Source organism: Enterococcus sp. M-BR2 (genome assembly GCF_056612775.1).
Window position 1 is genome coordinate 1,003,623 of the sequence record NZ_CM152743.1, and the last position, 16,147, is coordinate 1,019,769.

General features: G+C 37.4%; 18 protein-coding genes. 8 read left to right on the forward strand and 10 right to left on the reverse strand.

From position 1 onward, the window contains the following. Positions 1-3: 3 nt before the first annotated feature. From AC1F25_RS04900 to rpsT, 8 genes are all read left to right on the forward strand, one after another. Entirely contained in the window at positions 4-708 is a 705-nt protein-coding gene (locus tag AC1F25_RS04900) for a histidine phosphatase family protein (protein WP_002309433.1), read from the forward strand. A 191-nt stretch (positions 709-899) separates the two neighbouring features. After that, complete coding sequence (locus tag AC1F25_RS04905) at positions 900-1,733, forward strand: undecaprenyl-diphosphate phosphatase (RefSeq protein WP_002309434.1); 834 nt, start codon at positions 900-902, stop codon at positions 1,731-1,733. 197 nt (positions 1,734-1,930) lie between these two features. Beyond that, the gene (locus AC1F25_RS04910) at positions 1,931-3,859 is read left to right on the forward strand and encodes a heavy metal translocating P-type ATPase (protein WP_002292184.1); all 1,929 of its coding nucleotides are present in this window, start codon (positions 1,931-1,933) and stop codon (positions 3,857-3,859) included. 112 nt (positions 3,860-3,971) lie between these two features. Then, complete coding sequence (locus tag AC1F25_RS04915) at positions 3,972-4,931, forward strand: IS30 family transposase (protein ID WP_002336308.1); 960 nt, start codon at positions 3,972-3,974, stop codon at positions 4,929-4,931. 129 nt (positions 4,932-5,060) lie between these two features. Further along, on the forward strand, positions 5,061-5,516 hold the full coding sequence (locus AC1F25_RS04920; protein WP_002292185.1) for a DUF441 domain-containing protein: 456 nt from the start codon (positions 5,061-5,063) through the stop codon (positions 5,514-5,516). A gap of 80 nt (positions 5,517-5,596) precedes the next feature. After that, a complete protein-coding gene (locus AC1F25_RS04925) occupies positions 5,597-5,725 on the forward strand; it encodes a hypothetical protein (protein ID WP_002292186.1) in 129 nt (42 codons plus the stop codon). Positions 5,726-5,969: 244 nt separating this feature from the next. Continuing rightward, positions 5,970-6,239, forward strand: a complete 270-nt coding sequence (locus AC1F25_RS04930) for a hypothetical protein (RefSeq protein WP_002289125.1) — start codon at positions 5,970-5,972, stop codon at positions 6,237-6,239. A 398-nt stretch (positions 6,240-6,637) separates the two neighbouring features. Beyond that, positions 6,638-6,892 (forward strand): 30S ribosomal protein S20, encoded by a 255-nt coding sequence (gene rpsT, locus AC1F25_RS04935; RefSeq protein ID WP_002292188.1) that lies wholly within the window; start codon positions 6,638-6,640, stop codon positions 6,890-6,892. A gap of 87 nt (positions 6,893-6,979) precedes the next feature. On the opposite strand, the gene holA is transcribed toward rpsT, so the two are convergent. The 10 genes from holA to AC1F25_RS04985 form a co-directional block, all read right to left on the reverse strand. Next, positions 6,980-8,026 carry a DNA polymerase III subunit delta gene (gene holA, locus AC1F25_RS04940; RefSeq protein WP_479994304.1) on the reverse strand — a complete coding sequence of 349 codons (1,047 nt, stop codon included), beginning with the start codon at positions 8,024-8,026 and terminating at the stop codon, positions 6,980-6,982. A 36-nt stretch (positions 8,027-8,062) separates the two neighbouring features. Beyond that, positions 8,063-10,336, reverse strand: coding sequence for a DNA internalization-related competence protein ComEC/Rec2 (locus AC1F25_RS04945; protein WP_151668693.1), 2,274 nt, complete (start codon positions 10,334-10,336; stop codon positions 8,063-8,065). After that, a complete protein-coding gene (locus tag AC1F25_RS04950; RefSeq protein WP_002309439.1) occupies positions 10,329-10,868 on the reverse strand; it encodes a ComE operon protein 2 in 540 nt (179 codons plus the stop codon). Before AC1F25_RS04950 ends, AC1F25_RS04945 begins: the two co-directional genes overlap by 8 nt. A gap of 179 nt (positions 10,869-11,047) precedes the next feature. Then, positions 11,048-11,626 carry a helix-hairpin-helix domain-containing protein gene (locus AC1F25_RS04955; protein ID WP_479994305.1) on the reverse strand — a complete coding sequence of 193 codons (579 nt, stop codon included), beginning with the start codon at positions 11,624-11,626 and terminating at the stop codon, positions 11,048-11,050. Positions 11,627-12,055: 429 nt separating this feature from the next. Further along, a complete protein-coding gene (locus AC1F25_RS04960; protein ID WP_479994343.1) occupies positions 12,056-13,099 on the reverse strand; it encodes a SepM family pheromone-processing serine protease in 1,044 nt (347 codons plus the stop codon). After that, positions 13,089-13,580, reverse strand: a complete 492-nt coding sequence (gene coaD, locus AC1F25_RS04965) for a pantetheine-phosphate adenylyltransferase (protein WP_002309444.1) — start codon at positions 13,578-13,580, stop codon at positions 13,089-13,091. The genes AC1F25_RS04960 and coaD overlap by 11 nt, the downstream gene beginning before the upstream one ends. After that, positions 13,577-14,137: a 16S rRNA (guanine(966)-N(2))-methyltransferase RsmD gene (rsmD, locus tag AC1F25_RS04970; protein ID WP_002313825.1), complete on the reverse strand. Its 561-nt coding sequence runs from the start codon at positions 14,135-14,137 to the stop codon at positions 13,577-13,579. Before rsmD ends, coaD begins: the two co-directional genes overlap by 4 nt. A 130-nt stretch (positions 14,138-14,267) precedes the next feature. Continuing rightward, complete coding sequence (locus AC1F25_RS04975) at positions 14,268-14,606, reverse strand: YlbG family protein (protein WP_002309446.1); 339 nt, start codon at positions 14,604-14,606, stop codon at positions 14,268-14,270. After that, complete coding sequence (locus AC1F25_RS04980) at positions 14,596-15,036, reverse strand: YlbF/YmcA family competence regulator (RefSeq protein WP_002313826.1); 441 nt, start codon at positions 15,034-15,036, stop codon at positions 14,596-14,598. Before AC1F25_RS04980 ends, AC1F25_RS04975 begins: the two co-directional genes overlap by 11 nt. Beyond that, positions 15,017-16,141, reverse strand: a complete 1,125-nt coding sequence (locus AC1F25_RS04985) for a CAP-associated domain-containing protein (RefSeq protein WP_002309448.1) — start codon at positions 16,139-16,141, stop codon at positions 15,017-15,019. The genes AC1F25_RS04980 and AC1F25_RS04985 overlap by 20 nt, the downstream gene beginning before the upstream one ends. Positions 16,142-16,147 lie beyond the last annotated feature (6 nt).

Sequence of the window (16,147 nt, forward strand, 5' to 3'; positions counted from 1 at the left end):
AAAATGACAGAAACTACACTTTATATCGTACGGCATGGAAAAACGATGTTCAATACAATCGAACGCGTACAAGGCTGGTGTGATACGCCACTCACAAAACAAGGACAAGAAGGCATCCATTATTTAGGGCGCGGGTTAAAAGATGTCGACTTTTCTTTTGCTTATTCTAGTGACAGTGGTCGGGCGATCGAAACTGCCCGTATTATTCTAGGAGAACATTCTAAGGGAAAAGAAATTCCTTATTTTATCGAGAAACGGATCAGAGAATGGTGCTTCGGGTCTCTTGAAGGCGGCTATGACATGGAAATGTGGGGTGTGATCCCTCGCGTATTGAATTTTAAAACATATGATGAAATGTTCACCACAGAAGTTTCTTTTGAACAAATTGCCAATGCTGTATACAATTTGGATACGGCTGGATGGGCAGAAACTTATGAAACATTACGAGATCGTGTGTGGACAGGATTTGAAGATATCGCCCATCACTGCGAAAAAAACGGCGGCGGAAATGTTTTAGTCGTATCACATGGTTTGACGATTGCCTTCTTGCTTAATCTGATCGATCCTAAACAGCCTGTTCGTGCTGGTCTTTTAAATGGCAGTGTAACAAAGGTTACTTATGCAAACGGTCGATTTTCTATCCTTGGTATCAACGATACGTCTTATATCGAAAACGGGAAAGCACATAGTCGAAACTCGTTTTTATGATGGGATATTTTAATTTTTAACAGAGAATCATAAAAGGCAAAGTCTGAACGAGGGCTTTGTCTTCTTTTTTTCTCTTCGTATTCTTATCTGCTTCATTTCTCAAGTTTTTCTTAATATTAAAAAACAGATTGGGTTTATCAAAAAATAACGGTATACTATAAGATGTATCTTAATTGGGAAGGAAGGAATTTATGTTTTTTGCAAATATTATCAAAGCAGTGATTCTCGGTATTATTGAAGGAATAACGGAATGGCTGCCCATCAGTAGTACTGGTCATCTGATCCTAGCAGATGAATTCATCAAACTGGATGCCAGTTCACAGTTTATGTCGATGTTCAATGTCGTTATCCAATTAGGGGCGATCTTAGCTGTCGTCGTTCTTTATTTTCACAAATTAAACCCCTTTTCTCCAAGTAAATCAACGATAGAAAAAAAAGATACTTGGACACTTTGGTTTAAAGTGATCGTTGCTTGTATACCAGCCATCATCATTGGTTTGCCTTTGGATGATTGGTTAGAAGCAAATTTCCACAAGTTCTTACCCGTTGCCATTGTTTTGATCGTTTACGGTATTGCCTTTATTATTGTCGAAAAACGTAACAAAAACAAAACACCTCGTTGGACTTCGCTGAATGACTTTACGTACCAAGCAGCTCTTCTTGTTGGGTTATTCCAAGTCTTGGCACTTGTTCCCGGAACATCCCGTTCTGGTGCAACGATCCTAGGAGCTATCTTGATTGGCGCTTCGCGTTTTGTCGCTACAGAATTCTCATTTTTCTTAGGGATTCCTGTCATGTTTGGCGCAAGCGGCTTGAAGATCGTCAAATATTTAGCTGAAGGGAACTCATTCAAAATGGAAGAAACTGTTGTTCTTCTTGTAGGAACATTCGTATCTTTTGTGGTTTCTGTCTTAGCTATTAAATTCTTATTAAGTTATTTGAAGAAAAACGACTTTACCGCTTTTGGCTGGTATCGTATTATCCTTGGTATCATTTTAATTGGTTATTGGTTTATCGCAATGTAAGAAAAACCAGAACACTTCTCTTGTATGAGAAATGTTCTGGTTTTTTTATTTTCTTTAATGATAATTATTATAAACAATAAAAACTATATAAAGCTTCATAGCCATCTGATAACCATTATCGTTCTCATTTAGCTGTTTTTATTATCAATTACATTGTTATTATGCTATCCTTGTTTTGACAAGGAGGACTGATAACGATGACTAATCAGAAAAAAGCTTTTGCAGCAACAATTGGCTGTCTTTTATTTATGATTGCCGGTTTTATTTTCGACCGATTCTCTCTTACCATCACCCCACTTTTTTATATCAGCGCTATTATCATCGGTGGATACAAACAAACATCGGAAGGCTTGAAAGAATTGTGGAATGACCGAACACTGAATGTGGACTTATTGATGGCTTTAGCTGCTATCGGTGCCTGTTTGATTGGTAATTACTTTGAGGGAGCAATGTTGACATTCATCTTTTGTTTAAGCGGTGCATTAGAGGAATACACGACCAATAAAAGTCAAAAAGAAATTACCGCTTTGATGAATCTTCAACCACAAAAAGCTCAGTTACTAAAAGAAAACGGACAAATGCAAGAAGTAGATGTTTCGCAATTAAAGGTGGATGACTTGGTGTTCGTCGCTAAAGGAGCGGCTGTTCCGATCGATGGTTGTTTAGAAAGCACACAGGCAACAATCGATGAGTCTGCATTAAGCGGTGAATCTGTACCTGTAGAAAAATATTTAGGAGATGAGATGTTTGCAGGAACGCTGAATCAAGGAAATCCCATTACGATTCGAGTAACAAAAACGAGTGCCGAAACCGTCTTTGCTAAGATTATCCAATTAGTGGAAGAAGCACAGAATACGCCAACTCAAACAGCTTCATTTATCGAACGGATCGAAAACAATTATGTAAAATTGATTTTGCTTGCTGTGCCTCTAATGATCCTTCTCCCCCACTTTTTCTTAGGTTGGAGTTGGGATGAAAGCTTTTATCGAGGAATGGTATTACTAGTCGTGGCTTCTCCTTGTGCGCTTGTCGCATCTGCTACTCCTGCTTCTCTAGCTGCTCTTTCAAATTCTGCAAAAAATGGGATTCTAATCAAAGGCGGGATTCATTTAGAGAAGCTTTCTGAATTAAAAGCGATTGCCTTTGATAAAACAGGAACACTCACTAAAGGTAAACCAGTTGTGACTGACAGCTTTTTCTTTGATGAGAAGGATTTGGCACAACAACTTCTTGTTGCTATGGAACAAAAAACGACACACCCTCTTGCTCATGCGATTTTACAATATTTCGATTGCACAATACCCGAAGCAATCCAATCCCTATCAATAGAAGAAATTACTGGTTTTGGCTTACAAACTACCTATTTAGGTGCGCAATGGAAAGTTGGCAAACACGCTTATGATCCTGAGACGATGAGAATCAGCAAAGAGATTGAGGAAATGATCGAACGTTTAGAAAATCAAGGAAAAACTGTAATCTATCTGTCTAAAGATCAACAGTTAATCGCTGTTTTAGGTCTGTTGGATATTCCAAAAGCAAATGCCCAACAGGTGATTTCTTACTTTAAATCCCAAAACATCCATACAAGTATGATAACTGGCGACCATTCTGGCACAGCAAAGGCTATTGCTGAACAAGTAGGGATCGAACATTACTATGCAAGCTGTACTCCGGAAGAAAAAACACAACTAGTCAAAAAAGAAAATGAACTTTACCAAGTAAATGCGATGGTTGGTGATGGAGTCAATGATGCGCCTGCTTTAGCAGCTGCTTCATTAGGTATCGCTATGGGACAAGGAACAGACGCCGCTATGGATATCGCAGACATCGTCTTAATGAAAAATGACTTAGATAAATTTGTCTACAGTCATCGGCTGTCTTTAAAAATGCGGCGGATCATCAAACAAAATATTATTTTTTCGATTCTTGTTATTCTCTTGTTGATTGCTTCTAACTTCCTGCAATTTTTAAATCTACCTCTTGGAGTTGTAGGACACGAAGGAAGCACAATATTGGTTATTCTGAATGGCTTGCGTTTACTAAGACCTTTACCTGCTCTTTCTGATTCTTCAAAAAAATGTAAGTCTTGTCCACTATACAAAGCGCGGCTGTCTTCTGTTAAATAAGCGAAGTGTTTTTTATAATCGCCGATTGTAAAATTAAGCTAGACAACTAAAAAAGTCATTTGTGCTACACTCAAAATAGTTCCGACCAAAGAATTATAAGGAGTGAGTACAAATGACCTATACCCATCTTACAACGGATGAACTTGTAATAATAGAGTCTTATTTCAAAATTAATCAATCTGTTGCTAAAACTGCCCATTGCTTGAATCGTTCAAGACAAACGATCCATAAAGTATATCTGTTCTTCAAGCAAGGAAAATCAGCCTTAGAATATTATCAACAGTATAAGAAAAACAAATCAAACTGTGGTAGACGTCCGCTTGTTTTACCCGAGGAACAATCAGAATATATTCAAAGAAAGGTTGTTCAAGGATGGACACCCGATGTGATTGTTGGTCGTGCAGCGTTTCCTATTAGTTGTTCTGCTCGTACCATTTATCGTATGTTCAAAAAGGGGCTATTTGATTCTTCTGACTTACCGATGAAAGGCAAGCGTAAACCGAATGGACATCAAGAAAGACGTGGAAAACAAACTTTCCGCCGCTCTATTCATGAACGTGAAAAGGATTATAGCCAATTCTCAAATGAGTTTGGTCACCTTGAAGGTGACACTATCGTAGGTCTGAAACATAAAAGTGCTGTAATTACCTTAGTTGAACGATTATCAAAAGTTATCATCACATTGAAACCGTGTGGTAGACAAGCGATTGATATTGAAAAAAAATTAAATCAATGGTTTGAATCTGTACCGAAAAACCTATTCAAATCCATCACTTTTGATTGTGGAAAGGAATTTTCAAATTGGAAACAGATCAGTAATGTCAATGATATTGCCATTTATTTCGCTGATCCAGGAACGCCGTCTCAAAGAGGCCTAAACGAGAATTCTAACGGATTGTTACGTAGAGATGGTTTATTGAAATCTATGGATTTCAATTCAGTAGATGAATTTTTTATTCAATCTGTCGCATCTAAACGAAATAATATTCCTAGAAAATCACTGGATTATCGAACACCTTTGGAAGTATTTTTGAGTTACGTAAGTATTGATGATCTGTCTAACTTAATTTGACAATTAAGAAATTTTATTTATTTTATGAAAAAAACAGCTTATGAATAGATCTTGAAGGATGAATTCCTACTTTTGCAACTTTCCAAAAAGATGTTATGATTGTTTCGAAGAAAGTGAGGAATATATTTTATGGAAAGTTGGCTTTTTTTAGGAATTATTTTACTTGTAGCAATTTTAGCTAAGAACCAAAGTCTGATGTTAGCGGCAGCTTTTGTGTTGATTATGAAGCTCATACCAACCTCTCGTTCCTTTTTCCCTTGGCTTCAAGGCAAAGGAATCAATATTGGTGTGACGATCATCACTGCAGCTATTCTGATCCCTATCGCAACAGGAGAAATCGGTCTACGTGATTTATTAGAAGCCTTTAAATCCCCTATCGGCTGGGTAGCTGTTTTTTGCGGTGGGCTAGTGGCTGTCTTATCTTCCAAGGGCGTAGGATTGATTGCTTCTGATCCGCAAATCACTGTTGCGCTTGTTTTTGGCACGATTTTAGGTGTTGTCTTCTTAAGAGGAATCGCCGCCGGACCAGTCATTGCTTCTGGCATTACTTATTGTATCTTACAAGTATTTGCTTTAGGAAAATAGATCAAATTTTGCCTATTTTTAGGAGATTCTTAATACCCCCAATTTACTGATCCGTGATATACTGACAACGAGGTGATACAATGTTCGAAAAATTGAAGTATTTCATAGGAACAATTGGCTGGTTTCTTTTAGCGGTACTTTTGATTCTAGGCTTAGCTTATCTTTTATTTCCTGATTTGATACAAAATGTGTTAGATACTGCTTTTTGATTGACCTATTAGAATGATATAGGGATGCTCCTGCGATGCAGGGGCTTTTTTTAAACAAGGAGCGAGCGAATGAGATTCCCTATTGAAATCGATGCACTTTTTTCTTTTTGGCTCTTCTCCTCTTTTTTGTTATACTAGATTACAGTGGACAAAAGAAGGAATGATTGCATCCGCTTTAACGAATATCAAAATGGAAGAAACAGTACCTGTTTTCAGGTTACTTTGGAAAGAAAGGAAGACGCTTGTGGAAACTTTTGAAGGTCTTTTAATTGATACGTATGTTTTACAAGAACAGCCAATGATGCTGACTGGAATCAACTTGCAGCTTGAGGACCGTGTGATCAATGGACTGCTTAAAGATCGCTATTTGGCAAAGTACATCTTACGTTTGCCACTAAATAAATATGTACTGGAAGTAAGTGGCAAATGGAACCGTCGAAATCAGTTAGTCATTAAAAAAATGTTGATAAAAAATATTGATGAATATATTAAAATAATCGGTACACCAGAATAACCTTTACCGATCAAAGGTGACTGGTTATAAAATAACTGCAGTTTCTTAATAGAAAAACAAAGAACAATAGGGAATCGTATCCCTTTTCAAAAAAAACTTTGCAAACGGTTCTCTTTGTTATATAATGACTTAGTACCAAACATTCCCATTCAATCTTTGTTTAAATAGATAAATAAAAATCTAGTTTGGTTTGACGCTATTGCCTCCCACAATAGCGTCTTTTTGATTTTTTCAGCTTCATTTATCTGTTTTTACTGATAAAAAGTTTAAATAAAAGACTGTTAAGGAAAAAAACTTGTCATGTTCATATTGCAAAGCGCGCTGCCTTTAGGTATAATAATGAATGTTGAATTATGCGGTCACACGCGTAAGAACTTAAGTTATCGGAGGTGAAACTAATGCCAAACATTGAATCTGCAATCAAACGTGTTCGTACAAGCGAAAACGCTAATGTGAAAAATTCATCTCAAACAAGCGCTATGCGTACTGCAATCAAAAAATTTGAAGATGCTGTAGCTTCAGGTGCTGACAACGTAGATGCGTTATATAAAGAAGCTGTTAAAGCTATTGATATGGCTGAATCAAAAGGTCTAATCCACAAAAACAAAGCTAACCGCGACAAATCTCGTTTAAGCAAAAAAATCGCTAAGTAAAAGAATCGGCTTCGGCCGGTTTTTTTATTTGTCAAAAAAACCAAAAGCAACCGGTATTCTTGCATGCTTTTGGCTTCTTCTTTCTTCCTATCGATTTCTCAACAACTGCCCTGTGCGCAAAACGAAAAGTTGAAAACTTAATTTTTTTTCGATTTGCCCCGTTTTGATTTGATAATCCATTTCGACTAATTGATCAAATAATTGTACTAGCAACTGTTCATCGAATTTCCTTACTTCTTGCATGGCAAGTTTTACACGGTAAGGATGGATTTTTAATGTTTCTGCAATATTGGCCTGCTGATAGCCAATCTTTACAAGAAATTTTGTCTGTAAAAACAAACGTAATTGAGAAAGTAAAATCGCATTGATTTTGATTGTTTCCTCCCCTTGCATGACTAAATCTTCATATAAACGCAAGGCTTGTTCTGTCTTCCCTTTTAAAATATATTGGGTCATGTCAAAAATATTATGTTCCAATGTTTTAGGAACTAATTGTTCTACTTCTCGAACAGTGATCTGCTGTTGATTTTGTCCATAAAGAATTAATTTCTGTAACTCTCTCATCATTTTGGATAAATCTAAGTCAGTCAACCGCAAGAATAAATCAATGGCGTTGCGTTCCATTTTGATGGAGGAGTTCTCTAAGGTATTCATCAGATATTGACGTACTTCTTTTTCATTCAACTGTTGGACGTTGATGATGGTTGCTGTTTTTTTCAATTGTTTCGTTACTTTTTTCCGTTCATCCAACTTTTCATATGGTGCAAAAAATACTAATACAGTCGATTCTAGTGGTTCTTTCAAATAAGCTGTCAGTAAATCAGTATTTTGTTCGATCCCATTGTTTACTTTCTCACCTGTTAAAAAATATGGGTTCTCCACAAATACTAATCGTTGATCTCCGAAAAACGGCAATGTCTCTGCTTCAGCCACTACCTCCTCTAAACTTGCATTTTCCATGTCAAAACTTAAAAAATTTAAATCATCTTCGCCCTCTAATTTGATTTTTTTAACTATTTCTGCCCGAACTTGATCTTGGAGAAACTTTTCTGTTCCTAAGATCAAGTAACAAGATGCAAGTTTTTCTTTACGTATTTTTTGTAACTCTGCTTGTATACTCAAATTACTCACCACTTTCAAAATTATCCTACCATGAGAAGATGAGAATTACTAGTCTATCATTGTTTCCACTAGACCATGAGGATGAAAAACTGGATGCCAGCGATAGGTGATCATTCCTTGCTGATCGGTTCGCCATGTTCTTATCTGATTTTCTTCTAGCGCCTCCAATACTTCGCTGTGAGGGTGACCATAACGATTATTTACTCCGCAGGATATAATTCCATGTTTCGCTTCAATACGGGAAAGAAAATCCGTATTACTTGATGTGCGGCTACCGTGGTGACCTAATTTGACTACGTCGGCTTTCAAATTAGGATAAATAGAAAGCAACTGTTCTTCCATCGCTTGATTCAAATCACCTAAAAACAAAAAACGGCTATTGTTATATTCCGTCCATAAACCAATTGAATCTTCATTTCTTCCTTCTCCCTTTTCAAAAGGGGTCAATACATAAAGATCATAATAGCCTTTGATCCTGTCGCCATGTTTGACTTCAATGATTTTAGTGCCATTTTTTTGAGCTTCTGTTAAATGCCTTCGCAACGGTTCATTTCGTCCAGCGCCCCAGCCAATATAAATTTTTTTGATGGTGAAATGCTGAGATAATGTGGACAATTCTCCCACATGATCCGTATCGTCGTGTGTCAAGATGAGTTTATCGATCACACTTATTCCCTGTCCTTTTAGGTATGGAACGATATTCCTTTCAGCAGGAGGTCGTGCAATACCTTGCGCCCACTTTTCCCTTTCAAAGTGTAACTTCCCCCCCGTATCAATCAAAATCGTTTCTTTTCGAAAAGGACTTTGCAAAAAGATACTATCTCCTTGACCAACATCGATAAAAGCGATCGTTGAAGAAAAACGTAAAAATGGCAAAGTCAATAGCATCAAAGAAAACAGACCAACATAAAACAAGAGTTTCATCGGCTGCTCGTTCAATCTATCCATACAAATCAGTAATCCGAAAATATATACCCCTGATAGCACAAGAGGTAGACGCCCTATAACAAGAGTCGATCCTGAAAACGAATCGATCATTCGTTCAAACAAGATCAGTCCCTCTTCTATCAGCAAAAGTAAGGTTCTCGGCAACCAGCGATTGAAAAGCGTCAGAAAGAACACACTAGGAAGAAAAAGAAACTTGAATACTGGTGCAACCAGTAATGTAAAAAGACTGCCTAAAAGAGGCCACTCATAAAAATGCCATACAATCAACGGCATCGTGATCATGGTAAATAGGACATGAGAAGCCGTTTTTTTCATCCAATCTCCATCAAAAGAAATCAGGATAAACAAAAAACTCATGAAAAAACTAAGCTGCCCGCCCGCATGAAAAAGAAATCGAGGATCAAATAGCAAAAGAAGCCAAAAGACAACTGCAAATAAGTCCATAGAGGAGTAACGTTTATTCAATAATTTGACTAGCAACCGCAATAAAAACAACAGACTAGCACGCAAGACAGAAATAGAACTGCCTGCAAGAGAAACATAACAGATAGTTAGCAGGCTCAACGGAATGATGCTGACGTGCAGTGGCCATCCGATACGTCGAAACAAATAATACAGCCACCCTAAATAAAATTGGATGTGTAATCCCGATAGGCTGAATAGATGCAGCAAACCACTCTCCCTAAAAATTTCTTCTGATTCTCTGAAACCTGAATCTTTATAGCCCCATAATAAAGAATTGATATATACACTTGTTTTTTGCGGAAATTCAGATTGGACAAAAGAAATAAAAGCGCCTCTTTTTCTCTGGAGCCAATTTCGCCAATGATTTTGTATGGTGATTTTTTCGACCCTTTGAATTTGGAATCGACCAGAGATTCTATGGTTCCTGAAGTAAGCTTCTTGGTCAAAAGTATAAGGATTTCGCTTTTTTTCGGGAGAAATAAACTCGCCTTCAGCTGTCAATTCTATCCCCTTCCCTCGGAATCCAAGCCAAGTTTTCAATTCCTCTTCGGTGTTTACTTGATAAGAAAGCTGTACCTTCTGTTTACTCTCTGACAATCTTCCTTCCATTGTCAAAAAACTGCCATTCGCACGAATCGTATCTGTAGATAAAGTCACTTGCGCAGCTGTTTCTTTTTCCTCTAAAAATGAATATTCTTGTAGCTTATAAGAAACGGATACCATTATGCTACCCACAATACAGAAGTACGCGATAAAACGTCCTTCTTTTAGCGAAAACCACAAAAAAATTCCGGCAAGAAACAAACGATAAATCCAATTGTCCGTATCATACAACAAACAAATAATCATCGACGTAACTGCCGGAAAAATCAACCGATTTCGAACATGCCTTTCTAAAACGCTAGACATGTTTTCCTGTTAATTCATTTTGAAGTTTTGAAAAATGCTGCGAGTCTAAAGCAACTTGGTGTACAGATATGCCTAATTGTTCAATCAACGCTTGAGCATACGGATCATTTCGATAGTCATGGAGATAATTGATTCCTTTAACACCAGCTTGCAGCAAAGCTTTTGTACAAGCTAAACATGGAAAATGCGTGACATAGATTTCCGAACCTTCCGTCGGGATACCGAGTTTCGCGCACTGTAGCAGCGCGTTCATCTCTGCATGGATCGTTCGCAAACAGTGTCCATCTACAATATAGCAGCCTTCATCTATGCAGTGGACATCTCCACTGACTGCTCCATTATAGCCGCCAGCAATGATCCGTTTTTCCCTAACAAGTGTCGCTCCTACTTCTAAACGTGTACACGTGCTGCGTAAAGATAACAATACCGCCTGAGCCATAAAATACTGGTCCCAGGGAATGCGTTTGTTTTGAGTCTTATCAGTAATTTTTTCTTTGTTCGTATCGCATGGTTTTGAAGATTTTTCTAACATGGTTACATTCCTCCGTATTTTCAAGTTGGTCAAAAAAGCACTCCATTGCTTAAACAAAATATTCTTTAAATATACCGAATCATCATGTCTGACAAAAGAGCATATGCTTCACTGCCGAAATGAAGTCCGTCATCCATTAGCCTCCATTTATTGCTCTTTTCAGTTGGTTCTGAATCATTCTATTTAATTGTAACGAAGTTTTTTAGTTTTTCAACTGTCTTTTCACCGATACCAGAGATCTCCTGCAAGTCTTCCACTTTCTGGAATGATCCGTTTTCTTCTCTAAATCGAATGATTTCTTGCGCCTTGACTGAACCGATCCCAGGAATCTGCTGGAGTTCTGAGGGACTGGCTGTATTGATATTTATTTTTGAAGGCTCGGTATCTGCTGTAGACTGTTTTCCTTCGGGGGATGCTGACTGATTAAGATGTTCCGGCGGCTCTTCACCTACAGCAGGGATATATAGGACTTGCTGATCTTCTATCTTCGCAGAAAAGTTGATTCGATCGCTATCCGCTTCTTCTAATAATCCTCCTGCGCGCTTTAGTACATCATAGACCCGTTCTTCTGAAGAAAATGAATAGATACCAGGCTCCTTCACACTTCCTTTGATATCGGTATACATAACCTTTGGACGAACATCCTCTTCTACAGTATTTCCTTCAGGCAATTGATTTTCTTCACTGGAACTAAATGGAGAAAGTATTTCTTTTGCAGCGATTTCTTCTGGTTCTCTATGAAATAACAGATTTGACAATAAAAAACCACTGACTATACAAAAAATAAGAACTACCGTAGACATAAAAACGATTAACTTAGGGGAGGTGAGTATTTTCTTGTTGATTTTTTCTATCATTATTTCTTTTTACAAAGAATGATCAGTAAAAACCATTCATTTCTCCTTTCATTTGAAATCGAAGAAACAGTGTGCTCTGACAAAATCGTCCCTTCAACATCTAATTACGTCAATTTTTTCTTTTTTTTTAGCAGAAAGATATTTTGACGAAAAAAAAGGATTGTGACAGAAAATATGTCACAATCCCTTATTCAAAATAAATAGTAGTCAATTAGCTCAAAAGCTTGCATCTGCAGTAAATAAATCCAAACAAAAGAGGAGAAGCTGTTTTTGCGTAGCTATTCTTATTACTTGATACAGAGTAGCTTTTTCACAATTTTTTTAATTGGTTCATTTCATTTTCTCTAGATAGTCAAGCGCATCTTGTACTGTTTTTACTGGTACGATTTTCATAGAGGAATTCAATTTTTTGGCAGCGGCTTTTGCTTCTTCATAGTTGGTTTTTATTTCAGGATATTTTTTCTTAACATCGTCTGAGATCGTATCATCTGGTGCAAAGAAAATCTCTACACCGGCTTTAACCGCGCTTGCTACTTTTTTATCGATTCCTCCGATTCGGCCGACTTCTCCTTCGCTGTTGATCGTTCCAGTTCCGGCAATTTGCTTACCATGTCGCAAATTTTTACCAGTGACCTGTTCATAGATTTCTAAAGTGAACATCAATCCTGCTGACGGCCCACCAATAGAGCCAGAATTAATGCGAACATCTGTATCTGATTCGATCTCTGTATGATCAGTAAGTGTGATGCCTATTCCTGCCTTTTTATCTGTTGGCAACTCAATCAGATCACCAGAAGCTGTTTTTTCTTCACCATTATGCAAATAACTGATTTCGATTGTTTGTCCAACTTTTTGGCTTTTTACATAATCCATAAATGCTTCTGTACTTTGAAAGCTTTTGCCGTCTACTTTTGTTACTGTATCTCCTACTGAAAGCTTGCCAAAAAAGTTCGATGTCTTCTCTACGCTCATGACATATACGCCTTTGAATTCCATTTTATAAGGCTTGCCTGCAAGCTTCAACGCTTGTTCGATTGCTGCGTTTTGGGAAGAATCCATATAATACTGTTGCATTTGATTATATTCTTCATTTGTTGCCCCACCAGTCAATTCTTCTTTACTAATCAATTCTTCAAAGGGGGCTAGTTTAGCCTTTAGAGCCAAAAATCCGGTAGCTTGCCTGATACCGACGGATGTAAGAGAGAAAGAGCCAGAACCTTTGTCTTCTTTGTCATTGACTGTAATTAATTCTTTCAGATCAATCGTTGCTCCTGGTGATTCCACATAATATGGCAGAGGAACTACTACAAATCCGATGATCAACATTCCAAATATGATAATCAGTACTGTTTTGAACCATTGTTTAGCTTTCATTTGATTCACGCTTTCCAGCTAGAGCTTCGTTGATAACTGGCGGTAAATAACTGCTTACGTCTCCACCAAAGTGCAGTACTTCTTTTAAAATACTGGAACTGACATGGCTATATTCTGGTTTTGCCAATAAGAACACCGTTTCCAATTCCTCGTTTAGATGATGGTTCATCTGAGCGATTTCTCGTTCATATTCGAAGTCTTTGATACTCCGTATTCCTCTGACCAAGGCATCCGCGCCGATTTCTTTTGCCGTTTCCACTGTCAATTGATTTTCCTGATGTATGACTTTTACATTAGGAAGATGTGCCACAGCTTTTGCAATCAATGTCATTCTTTCTTCTGGAGGAAACAAACTGTTCTTTGAAGTATTGATAAAAACACCAATTACCACCTCATCGAATAATTTAGCCGCACGCTCCACTGTATCTAAGTGTCCTTTTGTAAAAGGATCAAAACTTCCTGGGAATAATGCACGTTTCATCGTTTTCCCTCTTTTCTATAGATAGTCACAGCTGTTATGCCATAAATCTGTTTTCTTATTTGATGAAATCCAGCCACAGATTCTGGCAATTCGACTGTTTTATCCGTTTCGCATACGATAACTGCGGTTTTAGAAAAAAGTCCCAGTTCTTCCATTTTATGGATTTGATCAATGATTTTTTGTTTTGCATACGGCGGATCAAGAAACAAGTAATCAAATTGTTGTTTCTCTGTTGCTAGCCGTTCGATTGCTTTGTCCGCATCAAGTTTTATTGTGGTAAACTTCTCTGGTTCTTTCGTAATCTCGATGTTTTCTTTAATGATTTTTAGCGCTTGGTAATTTTTGTCTACGCATACTGCATGACTACAGCCTCTGGATACGGCTTCGATAGCTAAACCTCCGCTTCCTGCAAACAGATCCAATACTGTCTCTCCATCAAAATAGGGTCCAATCATATTGAATATGGATTCTTTTACTTTATCTGTAGTTGGTCTGGTATTCGCCCCTGCTAAACTTTTTAAGCGGCGTCCGCCATAATTTCCTGATATTATCCGCATCTACTCACTCCTTAGAAATGGTACTGGTACTAGTATACCAAAAAAAAGACAAAAAAATACTTGGACAATGATCAATTTTTGATAGTTGTCCAAGTTATTTTTCTATTAAAAAACTGCTCATAAGAGATTTTTAAAGATGTTCAGCTAATCGGATTTCTGTATTCAGCTCTTCGATTTCGAAACCTTCTTCTTTTAATACCGTTTTATTACCTATTTTATCAGCAAAATTCATTTCGATATCTGGTCGGTAAGAACGTTCTACGTTTCGAACAAAATGTAATTTACGGATTCGTTCTTCTGTCTCTTCAAATGTCTCTTCATTCAAGTAAAGAACGACATATTTCATTTTTCTTGAGACATAATGCAACAAGCCGAACTTTTTTAGATTCTTTAATTGTTTTAAGCTGTAGACCCATACGATCAGCCCGCGTCGTTTTATTATTTCAAATTCACTATTGTCAACTTGCATGACAATTCCCTCCGCATCCAAAGTGTTTTTTCGTTTCAAAGAACGGACTACCTGCATCTATCTTGATTTCATTAGAAACTTCTTCAGCAAGTGCTTGGACAATTTGATCCAACAGACTTTGTAACTGTGTTTCACTATACCTAAAAGCTGCGACATGCTCATTCAGATCAAGCTGTCTTTTTGCTTTTCGAAGAGCACGTTTTTTTTCACGGTAATCAGGTGCATATTCACCGTATGCCGCTACATTTTCAAACACCTTTTTCTGCGACAGGAACGCTTCTTTTAATTGGCAGACTTCTGCAGATTCTTTCATTGATTGTTTATGTTTGAAATAAGAAGCCATCGTTTTACTCTTTTTTATCATTTCAGCGACTCGGAGGCATTGATCCTCCAGTTGAAACAGCTCTTCATTAACGATCACTGCTATCACTACTTTCTCCGTTTTCTTCTTGCAATAAGACTAACATATTTTCTTTAGAAAAAGCAATGCCTAATGAATCCGTTCCCGGATCCATAAAGCGGTCATGATTATATGGATCGCTGTACCAATATAAAAACGAAAAAGTAGCGTCGATTGCTGGATGAATAAACAGTCCACTAGTATTTTCTAATTTCTGTTTACTGATTAACTTCTCCAATTCATCATTCGTCAAGGAAAATTTCGTTATCGTTTGTCCACTACCTAGCGATTTTTGCCAATCAGCCATACGTTCGTCTGACAAGATTTCTTCAGGCTTTGTCAAGAAATCATGTAGCAGCAGCCGACTGTGGTTTTGAAAGGCAAGTGGTTGGTTGTATATAGGAAGTTCGTCTTCTCTTCTAAGCATGTTTAGTAAAGTCGTACTTTTTCGTTCTTTACCGCGATTGATCGATTCCCAGTCAGCCGATTTATCTGCTTCATAATGTGGGAGACCTTCACCAAACACTTGATACGGTAAAAGTTTCAAAAGACTATCTTTATCTAAATATACAACTGAAAACAGACCGTTAGTTGTTTGATCAAAAAACAAAATAGCAAAAGTGTCGTTATCAAAAGCAATCAGTGGACGATAATTCATATCCTCTTCCATCAGTTCGATTCCAACTTCTGTGTCATGATACTCAAAAGTGAAATTAGTATAGATAGTCGTGAGCTTTGTTAGGTCCTGCATCGTCATCCCTAAATAAAACGGCGTGATATCAGCAGGTCCTGTTTGCAGTACTTTAACAGTTGTGACCATGCTATCTTGGACATTCACTTCAAAAGTGAGATGACTGGCTTTGTTTTCATAATATCTTGTTTCAAAACCAAACCCACTAGTTAATCGATCATAGGATGGTCCAAAATCTTTTTCTAGCTGTTCGATCGGTTTTCCAATATAAGTAGAAAAACCAGTTGCTTTAAGCTCCTGGTATTTCCACGTTGTCATTTGATTTGAGAGTTGTTGATCAGAGTTTTCCTTCACTTCAAGTTTTGGCGGGAACAAGACTGGTTCCATATAGAATGCCGCAATAACTAATAGCAGAATCAGCCAAAACAAACCCAGTCTTTTCATATTTCC

Bases quoted from the DNA above. Each gene is read 5' to 3' on its own strand.
- AC1F25_RS04900 (WP_002309433.1), top strand. From the start codon at position 4: ATGACAGAAACTACACTTTATATCGTACGGCATGGAAAAACGATGTTC.
- AC1F25_RS04905 (WP_002309434.1), top strand. From the start codon at position 900: ATGTTTTTTGCAAATATTATCAAAGCAGTGATTCTCGGTATTATTGAA.
- AC1F25_RS04910 (WP_002292184.1), top strand. From the start codon at position 1,931: ATGACTAATCAGAAAAAAGCTTTTGCAGCAACAATTGGCTGTCTTTTA.
- AC1F25_RS04915 (WP_002336308.1), top strand. From the start codon at position 3,972: ATGACCTATACCCATCTTACAACGGATGAACTTGTAATAATAGAGTCT.
- AC1F25_RS04920 (WP_002292185.1), top strand. From the start codon at position 5,061: ATGGAAAGTTGGCTTTTTTTAGGAATTATTTTACTTGTAGCAATTTTA.
- AC1F25_RS04925 (WP_002292186.1), top strand. From the start codon at position 5,597: ATGTTCGAAAAATTGAAGTATTTCATAGGAACAATTGGCTGGTTTCTT.
- rpsT (WP_002292188.1), top strand. From the start codon at position 6,638: ATGCCAAACATTGAATCTGCAATCAAACGTGTTCGTACAAGCGAAAAC.
- AC1F25_RS04945 (WP_151668693.1), bottom strand. From the start codon at position 10,336: ATGTCTAGCGTTTTAGAAAGGCATGTTCGAAATCGGTTGATTTTTCCG.
- AC1F25_RS04950 (WP_002309439.1), bottom strand. From the start codon at position 10,868: ATGTTAGAAAAATCTTCAAAACCATGCGATACGAACAAAGAAAAAATT.
- AC1F25_RS04960 (WP_479994343.1), bottom strand. From the start codon at position 13,099: ATGAAAGCTAAACAATGGTTCAAAACAGTACTGATTATCATATTTGGA.
- coaD (WP_002309444.1), bottom strand. From the start codon at position 13,580: ATGAAACGTGCATTATTCCCAGGAAGTTTTGATCCTTTTACAAAAGGA.
- rsmD (WP_002313825.1), bottom strand. From the start codon at position 14,137: ATGCGGATAATATCAGGAAATTATGGCGGACGCCGCTTAAAAAGTTTA.
- AC1F25_RS04975 (WP_002309446.1), bottom strand. From the start codon at position 14,606: ATGCAAGTTGACAATAGTGAATTTGAAATAATAAAACGACGCGGGCTG.
- AC1F25_RS04985 (WP_002309448.1), bottom strand. From the start codon at position 16,141: ATGAAAAGACTGGGTTTGTTTTGGCTGATTCTGCTATTAGTTATTGCG.